Origin of the sequence: Geodermatophilus sp. FMUSA9-8 (assembly GCF_037034165.1) — a bacterium.
Classification (GTDB): domain Bacteria; phylum Actinomycetota; class Actinomycetes; order Mycobacteriales; family Geodermatophilaceae; genus Geodermatophilus; species Geodermatophilus nigrescens.
Window position 1 is genome coordinate 220671 of record NZ_JBAGKE010000004.1, and the last position, 26970, is coordinate 247640.

The following is a 26970-nucleotide window of genomic DNA, read 5'->3' on the forward strand; positions in this document are numbered from 1 at the left end:
CGGCCGGGGGCCTCGCCGTCGCGCCCGGGCCGCCCGGCCGCCCGTAGGCTCCGGCCCGTGGGTGACCTCGTCCCGCTGTTCCCGCTCGGGACGCCGCTGTTCCCGGGGATCGTGCTGCCGCTGCACGTCTTCGAGCCGCGCTACCGGGCCCTGGTGCGCGACCTGCTGGCGCTGCCCGAGGGCGGCGAGCGGCGGTTCGGCGTGGTGGCCATCCGCCAGGGCTGGGAGGTCGAGCGGGTGGCGCCCGCCGAGGCGCTCTACGACGTCGGCTGCACCGCGCTGCTGCAGGCGGTGCGCCCGCAGCCCGACGGCGGGTTCCGGATCGTCGCGGTCGGCGGTGAGCGGTTCCGGCTGCTGGACGTCGTCGTCGGGGAGGACCCGCCCTACCTGCAGGCCGAGGTCGAGTGGCTGGCCGACGAGGAGGCCGCCGAGGAGGCCGCGGGCGACCGCGAGGAGGTCCTCGACGAGCCGGCCGACAGCGGCGCCCCGGCACCCGACCAGCTCGACGAGGGGCTGGTGGCCGCCGCGGCGCGCGGGTCGCTGGGGCTGCTCGAGCGCGGCGTGGGCGACCTGTTCACCCGCTACGTGACCGCCGTCGCCGGGCTGCAGGCCGGCCTCGACGGCGAGGAGGTGGGCCGGGCGGCGGAGCTGGCCGGCGCCGGGGAGGACCCGACGGGTGCCGCGGCGCTGCTGGAGGCGGTGGCCGGCGACCCGCGGGCGCTGTCCTACCTGGTGGCCTCGGCGGCGCTGCTCACCACCGAGGACCGGCAGGCGCTGCTGGCGGAGTCGGCCACCCGGCGGCGGCTGGCCACCGAGAGCCGGATGCTGCGCCGCGAGCTGACGCTGCTGGAGACCGTGGGCGCGGTGCCCGCGGCGCTGCACCAGTTCGCCGGCGAGACCAGCCTGAACTAGTCCCGGCCGAGGTCGTCCCGGCCCAGGTCGTCCCGGCCCAGGTCGTCCCGGCCCAGGTCGTCCCGGCCGGCGAACAGCGCCGCCACGACGTAGACGAGCAGCGCGGCGAACGGGCCCACCGCGAGCCCGGGCAGCGAGGACAGCTGCAGGCCGGTGGTCACCCGGGCGCCGACGTCGGCCAGCTGCTCGGCCGTCGGGCCGGGAGCCACGAGCTCCCCCAGCTGCCAGGCGAGCAGCCCGGCGACGGCGGTGCCGGCCGCGGTGGCCACCACGGTGGCGACGCCGCGGCGCCGGCGCCACGCCCACGCGAGGGTGCCGGCGAGCAGGCCCAGGCCCGCGAGCACGAGGACCAGCACGCCGTCGTCGGCCACCAGCAGCTCGGGCGAGGGCCGGCCCACCGGCACGGCGCCGCCCTCGACCACGTCGAACTCCGCGCGCGGGGCCAGCCACACCCACAGCAGCCCGGCCGGCAGGCCGCACAGCGCCAGCGCGCAGCCCCAGGCGATCGCGCCGCGCAGGTCGGCGCGGGCCTCGGCCAGCCACCGCCCCGCGGCCGGGCGCGCGGCGGCCGGCGCCTCCGCGAGCGACGCGGCGGCGTGCCCGGCCGTGCCTCCGGCGTGCCCACCGTGTCCGGCGTGCCCGGACAGGGGGCCCACAGCGGCCGCGGGCACCGGACCGGGGTACGGGCCGTCGGGGAGCGGCGCGGGGCTGGTCACGGCACCCAGTGAACCCCGCTCCCCGGCGGGCCCGCCGCCGGGGGCGGGCCCGCCGGGCTCACCCGCGGCTCACAGCAGGGCGACGCTGGTGGGCCCGAGCAGCGCCTTGATGTCGCCCATCAGGGCCGTGCTGGGGCGCACGCGCAGCCCCTGGTCCAGCCGCAGCACCGTCTCCCGGCCGCCGTTGACCAGCTTCAGGTGCACCTCGGTGGTGCCCGGGTGGCTGCCGAGCACCTCGCGCAGCCGCTCGACCACCGGCGGGGTGCAGCGGGCCGCGGCCATCTGCACCATCACCGGGCCGCGCGGGCCCTCGGTGAGCTCGGGGATGGTCACCTCGGAGCCGAACAGCGAGGGCTGGTCGTCGCGCCGGCTGATCCGGCCCTTGACCACGACGATCTGGTCGCGGACGACCTTCTCCGACACCTCGGCCCACGTCTTGGGGAAGAACAGCACCTCGATGCCGGACTCGAGGTCCTCCAGCGTGGCGATCGCCCAGGGCGCGCCCTGCTTGTTCGTCCGCGGCGAGACCCCGGTGAGGATGCCGGCGATCGTCACGTTGGCGCCGTCCTCGACCCCGCCGGCGTTGATCTCCGCGATCGGGGTGTCGGCGTTGGCCGCGAGCACGTGCTCGACGCCGTGCAGCGGGTGGTCGGAGACGTAGAGGCCGAGCATGTCGCGCTCGAACACCAGCCGCTCGGACTTCGACCAGTCCGCCGTCGGGACGGCGATGTCGAGGGCCCCACCGAACGGGTCGTCGGCGCCCCCCTCGTCGCCGAAGCTGCCGAACAGGTCGAACTGGCCCTCGGCCTCCTTGCGCTTGAGCGACATGGCGGCGTCGACGGCCTGGGCGTGGATCGCGGCGATCCCCTGGCGCGAGTGACCGAGGGAGTCGAAGGCGCCGGCCTTGGCGAGGGACTCGATGACCTTCTTGTTGCAGGCGACCGTGTCGATCTTGCGCATGAAGTCGGCGAAGTCCTTGAACGCGCCCTTCTCCTCGCGCGCGCGCACGATGGAGTCGACGACGTTGGTGCCCACGTTGCGCACCGACGCCAGGCCGAAGCGGATGTCGGTGCCGACGGCGGTGAAGTCCCACGAGGACTCGTTGACGTCGGGCGGGAGCACCTTGATGCCCATGCGCCGGCACTCGGCCAGGTAGATGGGCCGGCGGTCCTTGTCGTCGCCGACGCTGGTGAGCAGGCCGGCCATGTACTCGGCCGGGTAGTTCGCCTTGAGGAACGCCGTCCAGTAGCTGACCAGGCCGTAGGCGGCCGAGTGGGCCTTGTTGAACGCGTAGTCGGCGAACGGGACGAGGATGTCCCACAGCGTCTTGACCGCCGCCGGGGAGAACCCGTTGGCCACCATGCCGGCCTCGAAGCCGACGAACTCCGCGTCGAGGACCGACTTCTTCTTCTTGCCCATCGCGCGGCGCAGCAGGTCGGCCTTGCCGAGCGAGTACCCGGCGACCTTCTGCGCGATGGCCATGACCTGCTCCTGGTACACGATCAGGCCGTACGTGCCGCCCAGGATCTCCTCGAGCGGCTCGGCCAGCTCGGGGTGGATCGGCGTGATCTCCTGCTGGCCGTTCTTGCGCAGCGCGTAGTTGGTGTGCGAGTTCGCACCCATCGGGCCCGGGCGGTAGAGCGCGCCGACGGCGGAGATGTCCTCGAAGTTGTCCGGCCGCATCAGCCGCAGCAGCGAGCGCATCGGGCCGCCGTCGAACTGGAAGACGCCGAGGGTGTCGCCGCGGGCCAGCAGCTCGTAGGTGGCCTTGTCGGTGAGGTCCTTGCTGATCTCGTCGAGGTCGATCGGCTCCTTGCCGTTCGCGACGATGTTGCGCAGCGCGTCGTCGATGACCGTGAGGTTGCGCAGGCCCAGGAAGTCCATCTTGAGCAGGCCGAGCGTCTCGCAGGTCGGGTAGTCGAACTGCGTGATGATCGCGCCGTCGGCCTCCCGGCGCATGATCGGGATCGAGTCGATCAGCGGGTAGCGGCCGATGATGACGCCGGCCGCGTGCACGCCCCACTGGCGCTTCAGGCCCTCGAGCTTGCGGGCCTGGTCGACCACCTCGGCCGCGCCCGGGTCGGACTCGTAGCGGGCGCGGAACTCCGCGGCCTCCTTGTAGCGCGGGTGCGCCGGGTCGAAGACGCCCGACAGCGGGATGCCCTTGCCCATGACGTCCGGCGGCATGAGCTTGGTCAGCTCGTCGCCCACCGAGTAGGGCCGGTCGAGCACCCGGGCGGCGTCCTTGATCGCGGCCTTGGCCTTGATGGTGCCGTAGGTGACGATCTGGCTGACCCGCTCCTCGCCGTACTTCTGCGAGACGTACTGGATGACCTCGCCGCGGCGGCGGTCGTCGAAGTCGATGTCGACGTCGGGCATCGAGACGCGCTCGGGGTTGAGGAACCGCTCGAAGATCAGCCCGTGCGCCAGCGGGTCGAGGTCGGTGATCCCCATGACGTAGGCGGCCAGCGAGCCCGCGGCCGAGCCACGGCCGGGACCGACGCGGATGCCGTTGTCCTTGGCCCAGTTGATGAAGTCGGCGACCACGAGGAAGTACCCCGGGAAGCCCATCTGCGTGATGATCCCGACCTCGTAGTCGGCCTGCTTGCGCACGTGGTCGGGGATGCCGTTCGGCCAGCGCTTGTGCAGCCCGCGCTCGACCTCCTTGACGAACCAGGAGGTCTCGTCCTCCCCCGGCGGCAGCGGGAAGCGCGGCATGAGGTCGGCGCCCTCGGTGAAGGTCACCTCGCACTGCTCGGCGATCAGCAGCGTGTTGTCGCAGGCCGACCTCAGGTCACCGGGGAACAGCGCGCGCATCTCGGCGGCGCTCTTCAGGTAGTAGCCGTCGCCGTTGAACTTGAAGCGGTTGGGCTCGTTGAGCCGCGAGCCGGTCTGGATGCACAGGAGCGCGTCGTGGGCCTCGGCGTCCTCCTTGTGCGTGTAGTGGAGGTCGTTGGTGGCCAGCAGCGGGATGTCGAGGTCCTTCGCGATCTCCAGCAGCGCCGGGCGGGTCTTCTGCTCGATCGACAGACCGTGGTCCATCAGCTCCGCGTAGAAGTTCTCCTTCCCGAAGATGTCCTGGAAGTCGGCCGCCGCCTGACGGGCGCGGTCGTGCTTGCCCGCGCGCAGCCACATGTTGACCTCGCCCGAGGGGCAGCCGGTCGTGGCGATGAGGCCCGTGCCGTAGCGCTCGAGCAGGTCACGGTCGAAGCGCGGCTTGCGGTACTGGCCCTCGAGGCTGGCCAGCGAGGAGATGCGGAAGAGGTTGTGCATCCCCTCGGTGGTGCGGGCCAGCAGCGTCATGTGGGTGTAGGCCGCCTTGCCGCGGTTGGACCCGCCGTCGCCCTCCTCGTCGATCAGCTTGTCGCCGAAGTCGTAGGGCGCGCGGTCGAAACGCGAGCCGGGCGTGTAGTAGCCCTCCATGCCGATGATCGGCTTCACGCCGGCGGCGTTGGCCTGCTTGTAGAAGTCGTAGGCGCCGAACACGTTGCCGTGGTCGGTCATCGCCAGCGCCGGCATGCCCTGCTCGGCGGCGGCCTTCGTCACCTCGGGCAGCTTCGCCGCCCCGTCGAGCATCGAGTACTCGGTGTGGACGTGCAGGTGCACGAACGAGTCGTTGCCCTGGGCGGCTGTGCTGCTCACGGGGGTGCGGTGCTCCTCACGGGTCGTGCTGGCCCGGCCGTCGGGTGCTCCGGCGGGCGACCGGCGGGGAAGACCGGGCGGTGCGGTGCGGGCGCGGACGGTGCCGGCCGGGGGACCGGCGCGTGCCCGGGCCGGTCCCCCGATCCTCGCACCGGGTCCGTTCTACGCCGAGGGTCTGACAGGACGTGTCTCGGCCGGGCACGTCGCCCCCGTCACAGGAGCTCCTCCAGCGCGCGCCGCATCGTCACGTGCACGATCCCGGCCTCCTCGTACTCGCCGCCCACCGCGGTGTAGCCGGCCCGCTCGTAGAAGCCGCGGGCGGTCACCTGCGCGTGCAGCTCCACCTCGGTCAGGCCCCGTGCCCGCGCCTCGCGGTGCAGCACGCCGAGCACCGCGGCGCCGTAGCCGCCGCCCCGCGCGCCGGCGTCGACCGCCATCCGGCCGATCACCGCCCGCCCGTCGCGCTCGAGCAGCCGGCCGGTGGCCACCACCCGCCCCGCGCCGTCCCGGGCGACGGCGTGCACCGCGGTCGCGTCGGCGGCGTCCTGCTCGATCTCCGGCGGCACGCCCTGCTCCTCGACGAAGACCCGGGTGCGCAGGGCGACCACCTCGGGCCGGTCGGCCGCCGTCGCCACCGCCGCGGTCGGCCGGCTCACGCGGGCGCTCCCCCGGCCGGCCGGCCGCGGCGCATGCCGGGCAGCGGCGTGCCGCCGGGCAGCGCCGACTCGGGGACCAGCAGGAAGCGCAGGTCGACGGCGGCGTGCAGCAGCACCGGCAGCAGCAGCGACCCGGTCTCCAGGTAGAGGCCGGCGAACACCGCCCCGAGGACGCCGGTGAGCACCACGCCGGGCAGGCCCTGGTAGGCGTGCGCCAGCCCGAACGCCAATGCCCCGACCGCCACGAGCACGACCTGCGGCACGTCGCCCGCGACCGCGGCCACCACCGCGAGGAAGAAGCCGCGGTAGAGCCACTCCTCGCAGATCCCCGCCGTCACGCCGACGACGGAGAACAGCCGGCGCTCGGCGGGCGAGCGCGGCAGCAGCGCGAGCGTGGCGTGCCCGGCGGGCTCGGCGTGCCGCCCCCGGGTGGGCGGGGAGGTGCCCGGCCGGGGCTCCGCGGCCCGGGCGAGCGCGCCGGAGCGCAGCGCCCGCACCGAGGCCAGCGAGAGCAGCAGGACCAGCAGGGTGGCCGCCCCCGTCACCGGGCCGGGCAGCCCGGTGGGCCAGGCCAGCCCGACGGCGGCGGCGTCGACCCCCGGGGAGGACAGCCACAGGACCAGGGCGAGCAGCGCCAGCCCCCACTCGAGGACCAGCAGGCGCAGGTAGAACGACCGCCGCGCCGCCGGATCGGTGCGCAGCCGCCCCTCGAACCGGCGGTGCAGCACGTGCCCGACCACCGGCTCGCCCGCCACCAGGTAGCCGGCGACGACGACGGCCGACAGCGCGGCCGGGCCGAAGTCGGCGAGGGAGGCGGGCAGGTCGGTCACGGGTGCGCGGTCACGGTTGCAGGGTCACGGGTGCAGGGTCACGGCGGGCGGGCGGCCCTCAGGACTCGGCGCGCAGGATCGCCAGGGCGCCGGCGAGGTCGGCCGGGTAGTCGCTGGTGAACTCGACCCAGGAGCCGTCGGCGGGGTGGGCGAAGCCGAGCCGGACGGCGTGCAGCCACTGCCGCGAGACGCCCAGCCGGGCGGCCAGCGTCGGGTCGGCGCCGTAGGTGGTGTCGCCGACGCAGGGGTGGCGCAGCGCGGAGAAGTGCACGCGGATCTGGTGCGTGCGGCCGGTCTCCAGGTGGATGTCGACCAGGCTGGCCGCCGCGAACGCCTCGATGACCTCGTAATGGGTGACCGAGGGGCGCCCGCCGCTCACCACGGCGAACTTCCAGTCCGCGCGGGGGTGCCGGTCGATCGGGGCGTCGATCGTGCCGCGCGACGGGTCGGGGTGGCCCTGCACCAGCGCGTGGTAGCCCTTGTCGACCGTGCGCTCCTTGAACGCCGCCTTGAGCAGCGTGTAGGCCCGCTCGCTCTTGGCGACGACCATCAGCCCCGTCGTCGCGGCGTCCAGGCGGTGCACGATCCCCTGCCGCTCGGCCGCGCCGGAGGTGGAGATCCGGTAGCCGGCGGCGGCCAGGCCGCCGGAGACGGTCGGCCCGTCCCAGCCGGGGCTCGGGTGCGCGGCGACGCCGACCGGCTTGTCGACGACCACGACGTCGTCGTCGTCGTGGACGACGGTCAGGCCGGGGACGGGCTCCGGCGGCGGCGCCTCACCCGGGGGCGGGGGCAGCTCGACCTCCAGCCAGCTGCCGCCGGTGAGCCGGTCGCCCTTGCCGCGGACGCGGCCGTCGACCCACACCCGCTCGGCGTCGGCGAGGTCGGCGGCGGCGGCGCGGGACAGGCCGAACAGCCGGGCCAGCCCCTGGTCGACGCGCTGGCCCTCGAGTCCGTCGGGCACCGGCAGGGCGCGGTGCAGCCCGGGAGCGCTCACCGGTCCATCGTGACAGAGGGAGGACCCCCTCCTCCCTCCCCCTCGCGGGCTCGGGGCGGTGCCCGGGAGCGGGCCGCTCAGGAGGACGTGACCGCGCCGTCGCCGCGGTCGCGGCTGCGGGTGCCGTCGAACTCGACGCCGCGCAGCGCCAGGTAGGCCCCGAGCAGGCCGCCGACGACGATGCCCGAGTCGGCGACGTTGAAGATCGGGTAGACCTCCCCGTTCGGCGCGAACACCGACACGAAGTCGACGACGCCGCCGCGCAGGAAGCCGGGGTCGCGGAAGACGCGGTCCACGAGGTTGCCCAGCGCCCCGCCGAGCACCAGGCCCAGCGCCACGGCCCAGGCTGTGGAGAACAGCCGCCGCGCCGCCCGGACGATGACCACGGCCACCACGGCGGCGATGAGCGTGAAGACGACGGTGAAGCCCTCGGCGAAGGAGAAGGCGGCGCCGGTGTTGCGGGCGTGGGTGAGGTAGACCAGCCCGCCGAGCAGCCGGATGTTCTCCCCGCGGTCGATGGTCGCGACGACGAGCAGCTTGGTGGCGAGGTCGACGAGGAACAGCAGCGCCGCGAGGGCCAGCAGCAGCCGCGTGCGCGGCCGGCGGGCCGGCGTCGCTCGGGCGGCGTCCTCGGGCTGCTCGCTCAGCGGGGCTCCTCGGTCGGGCCGGGCGCGGGCCGCCCGACGGGCCCGACGATAGTCGGCGGGGCCCCGCTCCCCGGGCCGCCGCGCGGCCCCCGGGGATGCGCTCCGGGCCGGTACCGGTCCCCCCGGGTGACGGAGCTCATGCTGGGGTAGACGAATCTCACACCCCGCCGATGACGTCTCCGCGCGCCGATCGGCCGATCGTCGGAGGTGGCGCACGTCCCCCGGCAGGAAGGCAGTCGTGTCCCCCGACCTCGGTTCAGCAACCGACCCTGACGTAGTCCTCGTCGGCGGCGGCATCATGAGCGCGACCCTCGCGTCGCTGCTCGGCGTCGTCGCGCCGGAGTGGAGCATCACCGTCTTCGAGTCCGCGGACGCGGTCGCCGGCGAGAGCTCGGACGCCTGGAACAACGCCGGCACCGGCCACGCGGCGCTGTGCGAGCTCAACTACACGCCCGCCGGGGCCGACGGCCGGGTCGACACGACCAAGGCCCGCACCATCAACGAGCAGTTCATGGTGTCGCGGCAGTTCTGGTCGCACCTGGTGCGCACGGGCCTGACCGGCTCGCCCAAGGACTTCATCTCCCCGGTCCCGCACGTCAGCTTCGTGACCGGCGAGGACGGCCGCCGCTACATGCGCGCCCGCCACCAGGCGCTGTCGGCCGAGCCGCTGTTCGCGGGCCTCGAGTACGCCGACGGTCACGCCGAGCTGCGCGACTGGGTGCCGCTGGTGATGGACGGCCGCGACCCGGCGCAGGTGGTCGCCGCGACCCGCTCGGTCGCCGGCACCGACGTCAACTTCGGCGAGCTCACCCGGCTGCTGCTCACCCAGGCCGAGGGCCGCGGCGTGCAGGTGCACACCGGCCAGCGGGTCTCGGGCCTGGAGAAGCTCGACGACGGCCGGTGGAAGGTCACCGTCACCGACAAGCGGTCCGGCGAGGAGCGCTCGGTGCGCACCCGGTTCGTCTTCGTCGGCGCCGGCGGCGGGGCCCTGCCGCTGCTGCAGCGGGCCGCCATCCCCGAGATCCGCGGCTTCGGCGGCTTCCCGGTCAGCGGCCTGTTCCTGCGCACGCGCTCCCCCGAGCTGGTCACCCGGCACCAGGCCAAGGTCTACGGCCAGGCCGCCGTCGGCGCGCCGCCGATGTCGGTGCCGCACCTGGACCTGCGCCTGGTCGACGGCGAGTACTCGCTGCTGTTCGGCCCGTACGCCGGCTTCTCGCCGAAGTTCCTCAAGGCCGGCTCGATGTTCGACCTGCCGCTGTCGGTCAAGCCGAACAACCTCTCCTCGATGCTCGGCGTCGCCCGCACCGAGATGGCGCTGACGAAGTACCTGGTCACCGAGCTGCTGCAGTCGCGCTCCGCCCGGCACCGCACGCTGCTGGAGTTCGTCCCGCTGGCCGAGCAGGCCGACTGGGAGATGATCACCGCCGGGCAGCGGGTGCAGGTCATCAAGCGCGACCCGACGAGCGGCAAGGGCGTGCTGCAGTTCGGCACCGAGCTCATCGTGGGCGGCGACGGCACGATCGCCGGCCTGCTGGGCGCCTCCCCGGGTGCCTCGACGGCGGTCTCGGCGATGCTCACGCTGGTCCAGCGCGCCTTCCCCGAGCGGGTCGCGGCGAACCGGGCGGCGCTGGAGGAGGCGATCCCGTCCTACGGGCGCGACCTGTCCGCCGACCCCGGCCTGCTCGCCGCCGTCCGCGCGGACACGATGCAGACCCTCGAGCTCAACGGCTGACCCGCCTCTCCGTGCACTTCCGCGGATGTACACCGGGCACATCCGCGGAAGTGCACGGTCAGGTGCGAGCGGATCGCTCGCTGAGCGCCACACGGATCCGGTCGACGACGTCGTCCAGCCGGCGTAGGTCCGGCGCGGCCAGGCGGATCACCAGCCAGCCCGCTGCGGTGAGCCGCGCCAGCCGGGCATCGTCCTTCGGGATCCGGCCGTCCTCGAAGTGGTGCTCACCGTCGTACTCCACCGCGACCTTCAGGTCCGGCCAGGCGAGGTCGACCCGTGCCAGCCAGCGGTCCCGCTCGACCACCTCGTACTGCGGCACGGGAGCCGGCAGGCCGCCCAGGTGGCACGCGACCCGGACCGTCGACTCCGGGAGCGACTCGCTGCGCCCGTCCGCCAGCTCCACCACCCGCCGGAATCGGCGAGAGCCCCGCCGCCCGACCCGGCCGCGGAGCAGGTCGTCCATCTCCGGGACGCCGATCAGTTCGGCCCGGAGCATCGCGTCGACCACACCGACCGCCGTCGCCGTCGTCTCGAGGACCGCGACGTCCCAGGCCGTCCTCAGCGGCGCCGTCCAGCGCAGCCCGTAGCCGTCGCCGCGGACCTCGCCCGGGGACAGGTGACCACGGTGCACGCGTACGCCCTCCGGTCCCCGCCACTTGTGCGGCTCGGGCAGGACCACCGTCACGGGGTCACGCCACTCCGGCGCCGGTGCTCCGAGCAGGGCCGCCGCCGACCTGCCGCCGATCACGGCCGCCGGCGGCATCAGCAAGGCGGCGGCTCGGCACCGCAGGAGGTGGTCCCGCGCGACGGACACGTCGGCGTAGACGCCGTGCAGCACTCGGACGTACGGCCCGTCGGCCAACTGGCGCCGGGTGAGTCGCCCCTCGGAGACGGCGTGTGCGCCGATGAAGACGCCCTCTTGTCGGTTCGGTCGCAGCAGCACGCGGCGATCGTGCTGGCGCGGCCACCTCCGGACCGGGTTGTCCACAGGTCCCGTTCCCGCGGCGGCTCGTCCGTGCACTTCCGCGGAGATGCCCCGTGCATCTCCGCGGACGTGCACGGACCCGTCAGTCGGCCTCGCCGGCGGCGCCCTGCTCGCCGCGCCAGCTCGCCAGCCGGCCCGCCCGGCTGACCGCGCGCAGCCGCCGCTCGGCCTCGGCACGGGAGGCCCGGGCGGACACCAGCAGCGCCTGGTCGCCGCGCATGAGGCGCGTGGTCTCGTCGGGCACGAACGACCGCCCGTCGCGCACGATCAGCACGACGGCGGCGTCCTCGGGCAGCCGCAGCTCCGGCAGGTAGACGCCGTGCAGCCGCGAGCCCGCGGGCACCCGCAGCTGCATGAGCTCGGCGTCGAGCTCCTCCAGCGGCGCGGACTCCACCTCGATCTCGCGCGGGGTCAGCGGCGCGGCGATGCCCAGCCGGCGGGCCACCCACGGCAGCGACGAGCCCTGCACCACCGTGAAGACGACGACCAGCACGAAGACGGTGTCGAAGATCCGGGTGGCGCCGGGCACCTGGGCGGTGAGCGGGATCGTGGCCAGCACGATGGGCACCGCGCCGCGCAGGCCCGCCCAGGCGACGAACACCTGCTGCGCCCACGGCATGCGGAACCACACGAGGCTGGCCGCCACCGACAGCGGCCGGGCGACCAGCAGCAGCGCGCCGCCGACCAGCAGCGCCGGGCCGATCGCGTCGGGCAGCCGCCCGGGCGAGACGAGCAGGCCCAGCAGGACGAACAGCCCGATCTGGGCGAGCGACGCCATGCCCTCGGCGAACCCGATCGTCACCGAGCGGTGCGGCAGCGCGGCGTTGCCGAGCACCAGCCCGCACAGGTAGACGGCCACGAACCCCGAGGTGTGCAGCAGCGCCGCCGAGGCGTACGCCAGCACGCACAGCGCCAGGGTGGCCAGCGGGTAGAAGCCCGACAGCGGCAGCGCCGACCGGCGCAGCAGCCACGCGCCGCCCGCGCCGAGCGCCAGCCCGATCACCGCGCCGCCCGCGAGCTCGGCGACCACCACCACCGCGGTCACCCACCACGCCTCGGACTCCCCGCCGGTGAGCGTCTCCGACAGGGCGGCGACCAGGAGGATCACCGGGGCGTCGTTGAGCCCGGACTCGACCTCCAGCGCCGCGACCATCCGCCGGGGCAGCGGCAGCCGGCGCAGGGTGGCGAACACCGCGGCGGCGTCGGTGGAGCTGACGACGGCGCCGAGCAGCAGCGCGAACGGCCAGTCGAACCCGAGCAGCACGACGGCGACCGCCGCCGTCGCCGCCACGCTCACCACGACGCCGACCGTGGACAGCGCCAGCCCCGGGCCCACCGCCCGCCGGACGTCGGCCCAGCGGGTGGTCAGCCCGCCCTCGGCGAGGATGACGACGAGCGCGGCGACGCCGAGGGTCTGGGTGAGGGCGACGTCCTCGAACTGGATGCCCAGCCCGCTCTCCCCCAGCGCCACCCCGAGCGCCAGGTAGAGCAGCAGGCTGGGCAGCCCGAGGCGGTCGGCCACGCGCAGGGCGACGGCGGCCACCAGCACCACCAGCGCGCCGACGGCGAGGGCGGCGGTGACCGTGGTGTTCACCGCCCGCCCCCGATCACGGGGGCAGTGTCCCGTACCCAGGTGTCGCGGCCGTTGCCCCGCCGGATCGCGCTCGACGGCTCGGGGACAATGGGCGTGTGAGTTCTGTCTTCCGTGCGCTGCCACCCCAGGTCGACCTGCCCGCGCTGGAGCAGGACGTGCTGCGCCGCTGGGAGGACGCCGACGTCTTCGCCCGCTCGCTGGCCGCCACCGAGGGCCGGCCGCAGTGGGTGTTCTACGAGGGCCCGCCCACCGCCAACGGCCGCCCGGGCACCCACCACATCGAGGCCCGCGCGTTCAAGGACGTCTTCCCGCGCTTCAAGACGATGCAGGGCTGGCACGTGCCCCGCCGCGCCGGCTGGGACTGCCACGGCCTGCCGGTCGAGATCGCCGTCGAGCAGGAGCTCGGCTTCGCCGGCAAGCCCGACATCGAGCGCTACGGCATCGCGGAGTTCAACGCCCGCTGCCGGGAGTCCGTCGAGCGTCACGTCGGCGACTTCTCCCAGCTGACCCGCCGCATGGGCTACTGGGTGGACATGTCCACCGCCTACTGGACGATGGACCCCTCCTACATCGAGAGCGTCTGGTGGTCGCTCAAGCAGGTCTTCGACAAGGGCCTGCTCGTCGAGGACCACCGCGTGGCGCCCTACTGCCCGCGCTGCGGCACGGGGCTGTCCGACCACGAGGTCGCCCAGGGGTACGAGTCGATCACCGACCCGTCGGTGTACGTCCGGCTGCCGGTCACCGACGGCGAGTGGGCCGGCCGGGCCGACCTGCTGGTCTGGACGACGACGCCGTGGACGCTGCCGTCGAACACCGCCGTCGCCGTCAACCCCGACGTGACCTACGTCGTCGCCCGGCGAGGCGAGGACACCCTCGTCGTCGCCGAGCCGCTGCTCGGCGCCGTCTTCGGCGACCTCGACGACGTCGAGGTGCTCGCCCGCACGACCGGCCGCGAGTGGGAGCGCACGCACTACCGGCGCCCGTTCGAGCTGGTCGACTTCCCCGAGGGCCCCGACGGTCGACCACAGGACACCCACTACGTCGTCCTGGCCGACTACGTCACCACCGACGACGGCACCGGGCTGGTGCACCAGTCCCCCGCGTTCGGCGCCGACGACCTCGCCGTCTGCCGCGCCTACGGCCTGCCCGTGGTCAACCCGATCGACGCCTCGGGCCACTTCCTGCCCGAGGTGCCGCTGGTGGGCGGCCGGTTCTTCAAGGCCGCCGACGACGAGCTCGTCGTCGACCTGCAGTCCCGCGGGGTGCTGTGGCGCGAGCAGCGCTACGAGCACAGCTACCCGCACTGCTGGCGCTGCCACACGCCGCTCATGTACTACGCGCAGCCGTCCTGGTACATCCGCACCAGCGCGGTCAAGGACCAGCTGCTCGCCGAGAACGAGAAGACGTCCTGGCACCCCGAGACCATCCAGTGGGGCCGCTACGGCGACTGGCTGAACAACAACGTCGACTGGGCGCTGTCCCGCGACCGCTACTGGGGCACGCCGCTGCCGATCTGGCGCAACGACGCCGACCCGTCGCGGATGGTCGTCGTCGGCTCGCTGGCCGAGCTCTCGGAGCTGGCCGGCCGCGACCTCGCCGACCTCGACCCGCACCGCCCGTTCATCGACGAGGTGACCTTCACCCTCGACGGCGAGGAGGGCACCTACCGGCGCGTGCCGCAGGTCATCGACGCCTGGTACGACTCCGGGTCCATGCCGTTCGCCCAGTGGGGCGCCCCGCACCGCAACAACGAGCAGTTCGAGGCCGCCTACCCGGCCCAGTTCATCTGCGAGGCGATCGACCAGACCCGCGGCTGGTTCTACTCGCTCATGGCCGTCGGCACGCTCGTGTTCGGGAAGAACTCCTACGAGGACGTGCTGTGCCTGGGCCACATCCTGGCCGAGGACGGCCGGAAGATGAGCAAGCACCTGGGCAACATCCTCGAGCCGATCCCGCTCATGGACCGGCACGGCGCCGACGCCGTCCGCTGGTTCATGCTGGCCGGCGGCTCGCCGTGGTCGGCGCGGCGGGTCGGGCACGAGACGCTGTCCGAGGTGGTCCGCAAGGTCCTGCTGACCTACTGGAACACCGCCAGCTTCTTCACCCTGTACGCCGAGACCAACGGGTGGGACCCGGCCGCGTCCCCCGCCCCCGCGCGGGCGGAGCGCTCGCTGCTGGACCGCTGGGCGCTGGCGGAGCTGGCCGCCGTCACCGAGGGCGTCACCGCGGCGCTGGAGGCCTTCGACACCCAGGGCGCGGGCCGGTTGCTCGCCTCGTTCGTCGACGACCTGTCCAACTGGTACGTCCGCCGCTCGCGCCGCCGCTTCTGGGACGGCGACCCGGCGGCGCTGGCCACGCTGCACGAGGTGCTCGACGGGCTGACCCGGCTCATGGCCCCGTTCTGCCCGTTCGTCACCGACGAGGTGTGGACGCGGGTGGTCCGCCCCGGCCTCGTCGCCGGGCAGGGGGACGACGCCCCCGACTCGGTGCACCTCGCGTCCTGGCCGGCCGTCGACGCCGACGCCCGCGACCCCGAGCTCGTGGCCCAGGTGGACCTGGTGCGCCGGCTGGTCGAGCTGGGCCGCGCGGCCCGCACCTCGGCGAAGGTGCGCACCCGCCAGCCGCTGGCCCGCGCGCTGGTGGCCGCCCCCGGCTGGTCGGCGCTGGCCCGGGACCTGGTGGCCGAGGTGGCCGACGAGCTCAACGTGGCCGAGCTCGCCGAGCTGGGCGCCGTCGGCGGGGACCTCGTCGACGTGAGCGTGAAGGTCGACTTCCGCGCCGTCGGCCGGCGCCTCGGCAAGCAGGTGCAGGCGGTGGCGAAGGCCGTCGCCGCGGCCGACGCCCCCGCGCTGGTGGCCGCCTACCGGGCCGGCACCGCGACCGTCGACGTCGACGGCGAGGCGGTGCCGCTGCAGGACGGCGACCTCGTGGTCACCGAGACGCCGCGCGAGGGGTGGACCGTGGCCAGCGCCGGCGGGCTCACCGTGGCGCTGGACCTGACGCTCACCCCCGAGCTGGAGCGCGCCGGGCTGGTGCGCGAGGCCGTGCGGCTGGTGCAGGAGGCCCGCAAGAACGCCGGGCTGGCCGTCAGCGACCGGATCGCGCTGTGGTGGACCGCCGAGGGCCCGATGGCCGAGGCGCTCACCGAGCAGGGCGAGGCGCTGGCCGGCGAGGTGCTGGCCACCGCGGTGCACGCCGGCGCGGCCGGCGAGGGCCCCGGCGTCGAGGGGCCCGACGGCTCCCGCTTCTGGCTCGCCCGCGCCTGACGCCGGGACGCGGCACGATCAGGCCGCCTGATCGTGCCGCGTCCTGGCTCACGGCCGACGGTGAGCCAGGACGCGCCGCGGTGAGCTCGGACGCGTCGCGGTGAGCTCGGACGGGTGCGGGCTCAGTCCCGCCGGGCGGCGCGGCGGGCGCGCTCGGCGTCGGCCAGGAAGCGATCGGGGCCGCAGCGCGCGCACGGGGTGAACCCGTCGGTGCGCGCCTCGTCCACCGGCAGCGGGATGGTCTCCCGCCCGGCCAGCCAGGGGCAGTCGGCCAGGTGGTAGCGCGGGTGCTCGTCGACCACGAGCACCTCGTCGCGCAGGTCGACGACCATCAGGAGATCGGTGACCTCGACGTCCTCCTCGGCCGGGTCGCCGGCGTCGGCGGCGGCCACGGGGGCGGCAGGCGTCCGCGCCGGGGTCTCCCCGGCCGGTGCGGCGGCGGGGGCGGCGGCGGCCGGCGTCGACGGGGGGTGCTCCGCCGCGGCCGCGTCGCCCGCGGGGCGCTCCTCCGCCGCGGCCGGCCCCCGCTCCGCGGGCGGCCGCTCCGCCGTCCTCCCGGCCGGGGCGCGGGCCGCCTCCGGCTCCCGGGGTGCGGGCACCCGCGTGCCCGCCGGCGCGCGCAACCGGGCGACGACCAGCAGCACGGCGGCCAGGCCGCAGGCGGCGACGCAGGCCCAGTACCAGGCGGTCACGGCGGTCATCACGCCGAGGACGAACAGGGCGAGGCCCGCGAGGACGAGCGAAGCGGCGACGAGGACCACGGCGCGACTGTAACGGCGGGCACGTTCCGCGTCGGCGCGGACGGACGGGAACGCGACAGGCCCCCCGGACGGGTGTCCGGGGGGCCCTGTCAGGCCGGATCAGGCGGAGACGTGCTGCGTCTGGCGGCTGGTCGACGACGGCTCGGCCGAGCCGCGGCTGTCGAGGTCGCGCAGGTGCGACTCGAGGTAGGAGCGGAACCGCGTGCGGTACTCGCGCTCGAAGGTGCGCAGCTCCTCGATCTTGCGCTCGAGGTTGGTGCGCTTCTCCTCCAGCGGGCCCATGACCTCGCGGTGCCGGCGCTCGGCGTCCTGCTCGAGTGCGGCGGCCTTGGCGCGGGCCTCCCGCTCCATCGTGTCGGCGCGGGTGCGGGCGTCGCCGATCATCGAGTCGGCGCGCATCTTCGCCTCGTTGACCATCTGCTCGCTCTTGGCGCGGGCGTCGGCCACGGTGCGGTCGCTGGTGGTCTTGGCGGCGGCGACCATCTGGTCGGCCTGCGCCTTGGCCTCGTTGACGTAGCGGTCGGCGGTCTCCGACGCCAGCGCCAGCATGCGGGAGGCGCGGGTGGTGTCGTCCTCGCGCGGGGCGGGCTGCTGCGGCGGCGGGGCCGGCGCGGCCACCGGCTCCGGGGCGACGGGCTGCGCGGCCACGCGGCCGGTGCCCGAGCCGGCGCGCAGCTCGTTGTTCTCCTCGATGAGGCGGGCGAGCTCGGCCTCCACCACGTCGAGGAATGCGTCGACCTCGTCCTCGTCGTAGCCACGCTTCCCGATCGGCGGCTTCTTGAAGACGACGTTGTGCACGTCGGCTGGCGTGAGTGGCAAGGGGCTCACCTCGGGTCGGACGGCGGATACGGGGTCTGTCGGGTCACGCCGCGGCGCGCGTCGGTCACGCGGTGAGGGCGAGCCCGGACGTGATGCTCCGCAGGATGTAGACGGCGATCAACAACACCATAAAGGCGAGGTCGAGACGGATGGACCCCAGGTTCAGCGGCGGGATGACCTTCCGGATCGCCTTGAGCGGCGGGTCGGTGGTCGCGTACACGACCTCCAGCCCCGCGGCGACGAAGCCGGACGGGCGCCAGCTGCGCGCCAGCACCATCACCCAGTCCACGACGAAGCGCGCGAACAGGAGGATGAGGAAGACGAGCAGGATCGACGAGACGATCTGCCAGAAGAGAGCCACTGTCCTCGCTCGTCCCGGGGCACCTGCGGTGCCGTGAGTGCCTACGCTGCAGCGCCCCGGCCGACGGCTCAGGACTCGGGAGAGAACCCGCCCTCGCGGATCCGCGCCTTGTCCTCGGCCGTCACGTCGACGTCCCGCGGGCTGAGCAGGAACACCTTGGCCGTGACGGGCTCGATGCTACCGCGCAGCCCGAAGATCAGTCCCGCGGCGAAGTCGACGAGCCGCCGCGCGTCGGCGTGGTCGAGGTCGGTGAGGTTCATGATCACCGGGCTGCCCTCGCGGAACGCCTCGCCGATGGCCCGCGCCTCGTTGTAGGTCTTGGGGCACAGCGTGGTGATCCGGTAGGGCTGCTTGACCGGCTCGGGCGCGGGCTCGGCGACCGCGACCGCCTCGCGCGCGGCCAGGCCGGCGGAGGCGCCGGCCTGGCCGCCGCCGACGGTGCCCGCGCCGCCGACCGTGCCCAGGCGGGCGCCGGCCGGGGAGGCCGTGCGCACCTCGGCCGCGGCCGGCACGGGGCCGGAGGCGACACCCGCCGGCGGCGGGGTGGCCAGGCCCAGGCGGGTCGCCCCGCCGCGGCGCAGCACGGCGGGCTCCGGGGCGAGGGCCGGCTCCGGGCGCTCGTCGCGGTGCCGGTCGTCACGCCGGTCGTCGTGCCGGTCGTCGTGGTGGCGGTCGGCGTGGCGCTCGTCGTACCCGGGGTCGCCGGTCAGCGAGTCGTAGTAGCCGGTGCCGCCGGCGTAGCGGTCGTCGTAGCGGCCCTCGTACCGGCCCTCGGCGCGGGCGGGGCGGCGGTCGTCGTAGCGCGCGTCGTCGTAGCGGCCGTCGTCGTACCGCCCGTCGTAGCCGTCGTCGTACCGGTCGTGGTGGTCGGACTGGCGGGCGTCGTAGCGCCCGTAGGCGCGCGCGTCGTCGTCCTCGACGAGCCCGAGGTAGATGCCCATCTTCTTCATGGCCCCGGCCATCAGACGACCTCCTCCGGCGCCCCGGGTGGGGCCCCTGTGACTGGTGTGACTCGGGGGGAGGTTAGGGGCCGGGAGCCGAAGAGCGCGGTTCCGACACGCACCAGCGTGGCGCCGGCCGCGATCGCCTCCTCGAGGTCGCCGCTCATGCCGGCCGACAGCTCGTCCGCACCCGGGTGGTCGGCGCGCAGCCGCGCCGCGAGCTCCGCGAGGCGGGCGAAGGCGGGGCCGGGCTCCTCGCCGCGGGGCGCGACGGCCATGAGCCCGCGCAGCCGCAGGCCCGGCAGCCCGGCGACCTCGTCGGCGAGCGCGGCGACGTCCCCGGGGTCCACCCCGCCGCGCTCGGCGAGCTCCCCCGCCGCGCCGCCGAGGTCGACCTGCACGAAGACGCCGACCGGCGTGCCGCGCTCCTCCCCCGCACGCGACAGCGCGCGGGCCAGCGGCGCCCGGTCGAGGGAGTGCACGACGGCGCCGGTGCGGGCCACCGCCGCCGCCTTGTTGCGCTGCAGCTGGCCGACGAAGTGCCACTCCAGCGGCAGGTCGGCGAGCTCCGCGGCCTTGGCGGTGAGCTCCTGGGCGCGATTCTCCCCGAACGCCGTCTGCCCGAGGGCGGCCAGCGCCCGGACGTCGTCGGCGGGCCACGTCTTGCTGACCGCCAGGAGCGCGACGCCGGCCGGGTCGCGGCCGGCGGCGCGGGCGGCGTCGGCGATCCGCTGCCGGACGGCGGCCAGGCGCTGGGCCGGGGTGCTCATGCCCCCGATCCTGCCCGCCGGCTCAGCCGAGCCAGGTGACGCCCGCCTGGCGCCCGGTGACGCCGTCGCGGCGGTGGCTGAACAGCCGGCGGTCCTCGACGGTGCAGCGCGGGTCGTGGACGACCTGGGCGACGCCGGCGCGGGTCAGGAGCTCGGCGAGGCCGGCGCGGAGGTCGAGGCCGGGGGTGCCCGTCCGCGTGCGGACGGCGGCCGCGGGCGCCACGCGGGCCACCTCGGCCTGCATCGCGCGCGGCACCTCGTAGTCGGCGCCGCACACGGCCGGGCCGAGCAGCGCCGTGGTGTCGCCCGGCCGGCTGCCCAGGCGGCCCATGGCGGCGAGGGCGGCCGGGACGACGCCCTGCCGGACGCCCTCGCGCCCGGCGTGCACCGCCGCGACGACGCCGGCGACCGGGTCGGCGAGCAGCACCGGCACGCAGTCGGCGACCAGCACGCACAGCACCAGGCCGGGCGTGCGGGTGACGAGGGCGTCGGTGGCCGGCAGCGGGCCCTCGACCGGGCCGTCGACGACGGCGACCCCGGTGCCGTGGACCTGGTCCATCCACACCAGCCGGTCGCCGGGCGCGCCGAGCTCGCGGGCCAGGCGCTCGCGGTTGGCGGCGACGTCGGCCGGGTCGTCGCCGACGTGCACACCGAGGTTGAACGCGTCGTAGGGCGGACGCGAGCGGCCGCCCCGCCGGTCGGTGACCACCCGTCGGGGGCGCACCGCCGGCGGGGCGGGTGAGGTGCTGGAACGGCCCCCGTGCAGGGGCCCGCCCCGAGCGGAGCGAGGGGTGGGGGGCACGGGGGTCCTTCTACTGACGGAGGAACTCCGGGATGTCGAGCTCCTCCTCGAAGTCCTCGTTGCCCAGCGGGCGGCGACCCTGGGCGGCCGGGCCGCCGTTCTGCACCGGCGGCAGCGGGGGCACCGTGATGCCGGCCGAGCGCACCGGCGCGGGGGCCGGGGCGGCGGGCGCGGGCGGCGGGGTGCCGACCAGCCGCTCGCCGGTGGCCCGCGGCAGGCCGGCCGACGGCGCGGGCGCCACCGGCGGGGTGGGCAGCCGGCTCGGGCCGGTGGCCGGCGGGGTGGGCAGCGCCGGGGTGGCCGCCGCGTCCTTGCGGGCCGAGGGCCGGCCGCCGTCGAAGCCCGCGGCGATGACGGTCACGCGTACCTCGTCGCCGAGGGCGTCGTCGATGACCGCACCGAAGATGATGTTGGCGTCGGCGTGCGCGGCGTCCGACACCAGCGAGGCGGCCTCGTTGATCTCGAACAGGCCGAGGTCCGAGCCGCCGGAGATCGACAGCAGGACGCCGTGGGCGCCCTCCATCGAGGCCTCCAGCAGCGGGCTGGCGATCGCCTGCTCGGCGGCCAGCAGCGCCCGGTTGTCGCCGCGCGCGCTGCCGATGCCCATGAGCGCCGAGCCCGCGCCGGACATGACCGACTTGACGTCGGCGAAGTCCAGGTTGATCAAGCCGGGGGTGGTGATCAGGTCGGTGATGCCCTGGACACCGGAGAGCAGCACCTGGTCGGCGGTGCGGAAGGCGTCCATCACGCTGACGTTGCGGTCGCCGAGCTGGAGCAGCCGGTCGTTGGGGATGACGATGAGCGTGTCGCACTCGTTGCGCAGCTCCTCGATCCCGGACTCGGCCTGGACCGCGCGCCGCTTGCCCTCGAAGGAGAACGGGCGGGTGACCACACCGATGGTGAGCGCGCCGAGCTTGCGGGCGATCGAGGCCACGACGGGCGCGCCGCCGGTGCCGGTGCCGCCGCCCTCGCCGGCGGTCACGAAGACCATGTCGGCGCCCTTGAGCACCTCCTCGATCTCCTCGCGGTGGTCCTCGGCGGCCTGGCGGCCGACGTCGGGCTGCGCGCCGGCGCCGAGGCCGCGGGTGAGCTCGCGGCCGACGTCGAGCTTGACGTCGGCGTCGCTCATCAGCAGCGCCTGGGCGTCGGTGTTGATGGCGATGAACTCCACCCCCTTCAGACCGACCTCGATCATCCGGTTGACCGCGTTCACACCGCCGCCGCCGATGCCGACGACCTTGATGACCGCGAGGTAGTTGTGCGGAGGTGTCATGTGGGGCTCCCGACCTCGACCCTCATCCTCAAGTGGAGACTTAGTGTTATGTCAACTGGGTCGACGCGGACGAAGTTAGGTGGGGCGCGTCGGGACCATCAAGCACCCTCCCCGCACCGGCGTGTCGCGAGTCCCGGAACTCACCGATCTCCCACGACCCGCTGGTCACATCTGCACCACAGCCGGTGACGACCCGCCTGCCGGATCCCTCGATCCGAGGTCGAGACCCGCGGCCGGCGACGTCCGTGGACGGATCCGTACCGATCTGCCGTGTCGGGCGTGTCGCGGCCGTGGGCGTGTCGGCGGCGCGCCGGTCGGTCAGCGGTGCGGAGGCGGGCACGCACGCAGCGCGACGCCCGTGCTGGGCGGGAGACCTCGTCAGCGGAGGACGACGGCGTCCGGCGCGCTGACGTCGACGGTCGCCGCCGGCTCCAGCTCACCGGACTCGACCTCGGCCAGCAGCGCGGCGAGCACCGCGGCCTTGTCCTCGGCCTCCTCGCCGCCGCCCCAGACGACGACGGTGCCGTCGTCGAGGGTCAGCGTGACCTCGTCGGCGGTGCGGGCCACGGCGCCGGTGACCCGGTCGCGGACGTCGCCGGGCAGCGCCACGAGCGCGCCCAGCGCGGCCCGGGTCGCGGGGTCGTCGGGCCCGGGCGAGCGGACGTCGAGGGGCACGACACCGGCCGGCGGCTCGCCCGTGACGGTGTCGAAGAGCACACCGGTGGCGTCGACCAGCGAGCGCGTGCCGGCCTCCTCGACGACGGCGACCGGCCGCCGCTCGACCACCGTGACGACGACGCTGCCCGGCCAGCCGCGGGCCACCTGCACCGAGGCCACCTGGGGCAGCCGGGCCACCCGCGCCTCGGCGGCGTCGACGTCGACCCGCAGCAGCGGCGTGCCCTCGGCGACCCCCGCCGCGGTGACCACCTGGTCGGCGGTCAGCGTGGTCGCGCCGTCGACGCGGACGTCGCGCACCGACAGCAGCGGGCTCGCCCACAGCGCCCACCCGGCCAGCGCCAGGACGGCCAGCGCCGCGGCGGCGGCGAGCAGGCGCCGGCGCCGCCGGTCGCGCGGGCTGTCGCGGCGCCGGCGGCGGGCCGGCCGGGCGACCTCGACCGGCGCGGCGCGCTCCCGGTCGGCCGTCGTCCGGCCGGAGCGGCTCACCGGCCGGAGTCCCCGCCGGGCACGGGCCCCGCGGCGGGCACGGCCTCCCCGGACAGCACGGCGAGCACCTCGGGGCCGACCATCGACACGTTGCCCGCGCCCATGGTGATGACCAGGTCGCCGGGGCGGGCGCGGGCGGCCAGCGCCGGCGCGGCGGCGGACCAGGACGGCTCGAAGTGCACCTGACCGGCCGGCAGCGGGACGGCGTCGGCGACCAGCGCGCCGGTGACGCCGGGCACCGGGTCCTCCCGGGCGCCGTAGACGTCCATCACCACGACCTCGTCGGCCAGGCCCAGCGCCTCGCCGAACGCCGTCGCGAACTCGCGGGTCCGGCTGTAGAGGTGCGGCTGGAAGGCCACGACCACGCGGCCCTCCCCCGCCACCGCCCGGGCGGCGCGCAGCTGCGCGGTCACCTCGGTCGGGTGGTGGGCGTAGTCGTCGTAGACGCGCACGCCGGCCGCGGTGCCCTTGAGCTCGAACCGGCGGTGCACGCCGCCGAAGCGCTCGAGCCCCGCCATCAGCCCGTCGGCGGGCAGGCCGAGCTCGAGGCCGGCCAGCAGCGCGGCCGCGCTGTTGCGGGCCATGTGCTCGCCGGGCACCCGGATGCGCACCCGCCCGACGACGGCGCCGTCGAGCACGGCGGTCCAGGCGGTGGTCTCGGGGCCCACGTCGAGGTCGACCAGGCGCAGGTCGGCGTCCTCGGCGGTGCCGTAGGTGCGCAGCCGCGCCGGGGTGGGCACGCCGCGCAGCCGGGCGGAGCCCGGGTCGTCGGCGCAGACGACGACGAACCCGTCGGGCGAGACGGTGCCGAGGAATCGGTCGAAGGCGGCCTCGACGGCGGCGAGGTCGCCGTAGTTGTCGAGGTGGTCGGCCTCGACGTTGGTGACGATCGCCCCGTGCGGCGCGAGCAGCAGGAACGAGCGGTCGCTCTCGTCGGCCTCGGCGACGAAGACGTCGCCCTCGCCGGCGTGCGCGTTGCTGCCCGACTCGTTGAGGTTGCCGCCGATGGCGAAGGACGCGTCGACGCCGCACGCCTGCACGGCGACGGTGAGCATCGAGGTGGTCGACGTCTTGCCGTGGGTGCCGGCGACGGCGACGCTGCGCCTTCCGGCCATCACCGCGGCGAGGGCGACCGCGCGCGGCAGCACGGTCAGACCGCGGGCGCGGGCCGCGGCGAGCTCGGGGTTGTCCTCCCGGATCGCCGAGGAGACGACGACGGAGTCGGCGTCGCCGAGGTGCTCCGCGGCGTGGCCCACCTCCACCCGGGCGCCGAGCGCGCGCAGGGCGAGCAGGGTCGGGGTGTCGCGCCGGTCGCTGCCCGACACGCGCACGCCGCGGGCCAGCAGGATGCGGGCGATGCCGCTCATCCCGGCGCCGCCGATGCCGACGAAGTGCACGGCGCCGAGGTCGGCGAGGGCGGGGACGGGCGCGGTCCAGGCGGCGGTCGCGTCAGCGGTCACCGGCGGCCACCTCCAGGACGATGTCGGCCAGCCGGTCGTCGGCGTCGGGCACCCCGGCCGCGGCGGCGTGGGCGGCGTACCCGGCGAGCGCGGCGGGATCGGTGAGCAGCGGCAGCAGGGTGGCCTCGATCCACCGCGGGGACAGGTCGGCGTCGTCGACGATCAGCCCGCCGCCGGCCTCGACGACCGGCAGCGCGTTGCGCCGCTGCTCGCCGTTGCCGATGGGCAGCGGCACGAACGCCGCGGGCAGCCCGACCGCGGACAGCTCCGCCACGGTCACCGCACCCGACCGGCACAGCGCGAGGTCGGCGGCGGCGTAGGCGAGGTCCATCCGCTCCAGGTAGTCGACGACGACGTAGGGCGCCGCGCCGGCCGGGCGCGCCGGCACCTCGACGTCGGTGTTCTTGGGGCCGCGGGCGTGCAGCACCTGGACACCGGCGGCGGTGAGCGCGTCGGCCGCGGCGACGGCGGCGCGGTTGAGCGAGGCCGCGCCCTGCGAGCCGCCGAAGACCAGCAGCGTGGGCCGGTCGGCGTCCAGCCCGAAGGCGGCGCGGGCCTCGGCGCGGCGCCCGGCGCGGTCCAGGCCGCTGATCGCGGTGCGCAGCGGCATGCCGACGTGCTCGCCGCGGTGCAGCGGCGTGCCGGGCACCGTGACGGCGACCCGGGCGGCGATCCGCGCGCCGATGCGGTTGGCGAGGCCCGGCAGCGCGTTCTGCTCGTGCACCACCACCGGCACGCCCGCGCGGCGGGCGGCCAGATAGGCCGGCAGCGCCACGTAGCCGCCGAACCCGACGACGACGTCGGCCTGCAGCTCGGCCAGCAGCGCGCGGGTGTCGGCGACGGCGCGGCGCACCCGCCCGGGCACCCGCAGCAGGTCCGGCGTCGGCTTGCGCGGCAGCGGGACGGGCGGGATGAGCCGCAGGTCGTAGCCGCGCGCGGGCACCAGCCGGGTCTCCATGCCGCGGGCGGTGCCGAGACAGGTGACCCGCGGGGCGGGGTCGCGGCGGCGCAGCGCGTCGGCCAGCGCGAGCATCGGCTCGATGTGGCCGCCGGTGCCGCCGCCGGCCAGGACGACGCTCAGTGGACGGCCGGTCGGCGCGCTCACCGGGACCGCCCCGGGCGGTCGGCGGGCCGGGCGGGCACCCGCTCGGGCCGGCGCGCGGCCGGTGGCGGCACCCGGCGCTCGGCGCCGCGGGCCTCGGCGGGCCGCCGCACCGGGCGCGGCTCGACGGGCCGGCGGACCGGCGGGCGCTCACCGGAGCGGCCGCGGGGGCGCCCGTCGGCGGGGTCCTCCCCCCGGGTGGTGGGACGGGTGCGGCCCGGGCGGACCGGGTCGACGGCGTGTGCGGGCACGGGCAGCAGCCAGCGCGCCAGCCGGCCGCGGTCGCGGCTGCGGGCGTGCTCGATGGCCTCGGGCTCGGATCGGGCGAAGCGGATGAGGATCCCCACGACGAAGAGGGTGAGCACCAGCGAGGTGCCACCGGCGGAGACCAGCGGCAGGGTGACCCCGGTGACCGGGAGGACCCCCACCACGTAGCCCATGTTCATGGCCGCCTGGCCGACGAGCCAGACGGTGATCGCCACGCTGGCCAGCTGCACGAAGCGGTCGGCCGAGCGGTTGGCGATCCGGAAGCCGGCGAAGGCCAGCACCGCGTAGAGCGTGACCACGACGAGGCAGCCCAGCAAGCCGAGCTCCTCGCCGATGATGGCGAAGATGTAGTCCGACTCGGCCTCGGGCAGCAGGTTCCACTTCATGGCGCTGTTGCCGAGGCCCACACCCCACAGGCCGCCGTTGGCCAGCGCGTAGAAGCCGCGGATGGCCTGGAAGCCGGTGTCGGTGGGGTCGTCGAAGGGGTGCAGGAAGGCGGTCACCCGCTCCCAGCGGTACTCCGAGCTGCTCACCAGCAGGTAGCCCAGCGTGCCCGCGGTCGCGATGCCGAGGCCCCAGAGCCGGCCGGGCAGGCCGCCGGCCCACAACAGCCCGGAGACGACGAGCAGCAGGCTGACGACGGCGCCGAAGTCGGGCTCGAGCATGAGCAGCGCGCTGATGACCACGAAGACCGGCAGCAGCGGCACGAGCAGCGTCCTGAGCGTCAGGCTGCGGCCGCGGGTGGCGAGGACGTGCGCGCCCCAGAGGGCGACGACGAGCTTGGTGAGCTCGGAGGGCTGGAAGTCGGTGATGCCGAGGTCGATCCAGGCGCGGGAGCCGTTGTACTCGACGCCGACCCCCGGCACGAGGACGGCGACGAGCAGCACGAGGACGGCGACGAGCGCCATCCCCGACCAGCGGCGCATCAGCCCGGCGGGCAGGCGCACGGCGACGAGCAGGGCGACCAGGCCCAGGCCGGCGAAGACGAGCTGGTCGACGCCGGGGCGCCAGGCCGGCTGGTCGTCCAGCGCCGCCTCGATGGCCGAGGCGGAGAAGACCATGACCAGCCCGATGGCCAGCAGCAGACCGGCCGCCCCGATGACGAGGTGGCAGCTGGTCATCGGCCCGTCGAGCCAGGCGGGCCCGCGCACCCGCGCGGCGGGACCCGCGGACGCCACCGGGACGCCGCTGCGGCGCGTGCGGCGCGTGCGGGTGGACTCGGTGCGGCCGTCCATCCCGCCATCGTCGCCGCTGACGGCGCGCCGGACGGTCAGCG

The 26970-nt window shown here is 75.5% G+C and carries 22 protein-coding genes; 3 read left to right on the top strand and 19 right to left on the bottom strand.

The genetic code is table 11. The annotated features are described in order from the left end of the window. The first annotated feature begins 57 nt into the window (after positions 1-57). Positions 58-912 (top strand): LON peptidase substrate-binding domain-containing protein, encoded by an 855-nt coding sequence (locus WA616_RS10855; protein ID WP_336029664.1) that lies wholly within the window; start codon positions 58-60, stop codon positions 910-912. On the opposite strand, the gene WA616_RS10860 is transcribed toward WA616_RS10855, so the two are convergent. From WA616_RS10860 to lspA, 6 genes are all read right to left on the bottom strand, one after another. Then, positions 909-1628, bottom strand: coding sequence for a DUF2567 domain-containing protein (locus tag WA616_RS10860; RefSeq protein WP_336029666.1), 720 nt, complete (start codon positions 1626-1628; stop codon positions 909-911). The two genes, WA616_RS10855 and WA616_RS10860, sit on opposite strands and share 4 nt — an antisense overlap. A 69-nt stretch (positions 1629-1697) precedes the next feature. After that, positions 1698-5270, bottom strand: coding sequence for a DNA polymerase III subunit alpha (dnaE, locus tag WA616_RS10865; RefSeq protein WP_336029668.1), 3573 nt, complete (start codon positions 5268-5270; stop codon positions 1698-1700). A 212-nt stretch (positions 5271-5482) separates the two neighbouring features. After that, the gene (locus tag WA616_RS10870) at positions 5483-5926 is read right to left on the bottom strand and encodes a GNAT family N-acetyltransferase (protein ID WP_336029670.1); all 444 of its coding nucleotides are present in this window, start codon (positions 5924-5926) and stop codon (positions 5483-5485) included. Beyond that, positions 5923-6756 (bottom strand): CPBP family intramembrane glutamic endopeptidase, encoded by an 834-nt coding sequence (locus WA616_RS10875; RefSeq protein WP_336029671.1) that lies wholly within the window; start codon positions 6754-6756, stop codon positions 5923-5925. Before WA616_RS10875 ends, WA616_RS10870 begins: the two co-directional genes overlap by 4 nt. A 58-nt stretch (positions 6757-6814) precedes the next feature. Further along, entirely contained in the window at positions 6815-7750 is a 936-nt protein-coding gene (locus WA616_RS10880; protein WP_336029672.1) for an RluA family pseudouridine synthase, read from the bottom strand. A gap of 77 nt (positions 7751-7827) precedes the next feature. Next, positions 7828-8613 carry a signal peptidase II gene (gene lspA / locus WA616_RS10885; protein ID WP_336029674.1) on the bottom strand — a complete coding sequence of 262 codons (786 nt, stop codon included), beginning with the start codon at positions 8611-8613 and terminating at the stop codon, positions 7828-7830. A gap of 22 nt (positions 8614-8635) precedes the next feature. Here lspA and mqo point away from each other — a divergent pair, with 22 nt between their 5' ends. Next, positions 8636-10129 (top strand): malate dehydrogenase (quinone), encoded by a 1494-nt coding sequence (mqo, locus tag WA616_RS10890; protein ID WP_336029676.1) that lies wholly within the window; start codon positions 8636-8638, stop codon positions 10127-10129. 58 nt (positions 10130-10187) lie between these two features. Here mqo and WA616_RS10895 read toward each other — a convergent pair whose 3' ends face one another. Next, the gene (locus WA616_RS10895) at positions 10188-11072 is read right to left on the bottom strand and encodes an endonuclease domain-containing protein (protein WP_336029678.1); all 885 of its coding nucleotides are present in this window, start codon (positions 11070-11072) and stop codon (positions 10188-10190) included. Between the two features lie 124 nt (positions 11073-11196). Further along, positions 11197-12708 carry a potassium/proton antiporter gene (locus WA616_RS10900; RefSeq protein ID WP_336029679.1) on the bottom strand — a complete coding sequence of 504 codons (1512 nt, stop codon included), beginning with the start codon at positions 12706-12708 and terminating at the stop codon, positions 11197-11199. Positions 12709-12803: 95 nt separating this feature from the next. On the opposite strand from WA616_RS10900, the gene ileS reads away from it, so the two are divergent. After that, positions 12804-15974 (top strand): isoleucine--tRNA ligase, encoded by a 3171-nt coding sequence (gene ileS / locus WA616_RS10905; RefSeq protein ID WP_336029681.1) that lies wholly within the window; start codon positions 12804-12806, stop codon positions 15972-15974. A gap of 122 nt (positions 15975-16096) precedes the next feature. On the opposite strand, the gene WA616_RS10910 is transcribed toward ileS, so the two are convergent. From WA616_RS10910 to ftsW, 11 genes are all read right to left on the bottom strand, one after another. Further along, complete coding sequence (locus tag WA616_RS10910) at positions 16097-16735, bottom strand: hypothetical protein (protein WP_336029683.1); 639 nt, start codon at positions 16733-16735, stop codon at positions 16097-16099. Between the two features lie 99 nt (positions 16736-16834). Continuing rightward, the gene (locus WA616_RS10915) at positions 16835-17554 is read right to left on the bottom strand and encodes a DivIVA domain-containing protein (RefSeq protein ID WP_073422423.1); all 720 of its coding nucleotides are present in this window, start codon (positions 17552-17554) and stop codon (positions 16835-16837) included. A gap of 64 nt (positions 17555-17618) precedes the next feature. Then, on the bottom strand, positions 17619-17915 hold the full coding sequence (locus tag WA616_RS10920; RefSeq protein ID WP_073422422.1) for a YggT family protein: 297 nt from the start codon (positions 17913-17915) through the stop codon (positions 17619-17621). A 68-nt stretch (positions 17916-17983) separates the two neighbouring features. Then, the gene (locus WA616_RS24495; RefSeq protein ID WP_442901996.1) at positions 17984-18877 is read right to left on the bottom strand and encodes a cell division protein SepF; all 894 of its coding nucleotides are present in this window, start codon (positions 18875-18877) and stop codon (positions 17984-17986) included. Then, positions 18877-19626: a YggS family pyridoxal phosphate-dependent enzyme gene (locus WA616_RS10930; protein WP_336029685.1), complete on the bottom strand. Its 750-nt coding sequence runs from the start codon at positions 19624-19626 to the stop codon at positions 18877-18879. The genes WA616_RS24495 and WA616_RS10930 overlap by 1 nt, the downstream gene beginning before the upstream one ends. Before the next feature lie 22 nt (positions 19627-19648). Next, positions 19649-20350: a peptidoglycan editing factor PgeF gene (gene pgeF, locus WA616_RS10935; RefSeq protein ID WP_336029686.1), complete on the bottom strand. Its 702-nt coding sequence runs from the start codon at positions 20348-20350 to the stop codon at positions 19649-19651. A gap of 88 nt (positions 20351-20438) precedes the next feature. Further along, the gene (gene ftsZ, locus WA616_RS10940) at positions 20439-21701 is read right to left on the bottom strand and encodes a cell division protein FtsZ (RefSeq protein ID WP_073422419.1); all 1263 of its coding nucleotides are present in this window, start codon (positions 21699-21701) and stop codon (positions 20439-20441) included. Between the two features lie 378 nt (positions 21702-22079). Further along, positions 22080-22865, bottom strand: a complete 786-nt coding sequence (locus WA616_RS10945) for a cell division protein FtsQ/DivIB (RefSeq protein WP_336029689.1) — start codon at positions 22863-22865, stop codon at positions 22080-22082. After that, positions 22862-24325: a UDP-N-acetylmuramate--L-alanine ligase gene (murC, locus tag WA616_RS10950; protein WP_336029690.1), complete on the bottom strand. Its 1464-nt coding sequence runs from the start codon at positions 24323-24325 to the stop codon at positions 22862-22864. The genes WA616_RS10945 and murC overlap by 4 nt, the downstream gene beginning before the upstream one ends. After that, the gene (gene murG / locus WA616_RS10955) at positions 24315-25430 is read right to left on the bottom strand and encodes an undecaprenyldiphospho-muramoylpentapeptide beta-N-acetylglucosaminyltransferase (protein WP_442901997.1); all 1116 of its coding nucleotides are present in this window, start codon (positions 25428-25430) and stop codon (positions 24315-24317) included. Before murG ends, murC begins: the two co-directional genes overlap by 11 nt. Further along, positions 25427-26929 (bottom strand): putative lipid II flippase FtsW, encoded by a 1503-nt coding sequence (ftsW, locus tag WA616_RS10960; protein ID WP_336029691.1) that lies wholly within the window; start codon positions 26927-26929, stop codon positions 25427-25429. The genes murG and ftsW overlap by 4 nt, the downstream gene beginning before the upstream one ends. Between the last annotated feature and the right edge of the window lie 41 nt (positions 26930-26970).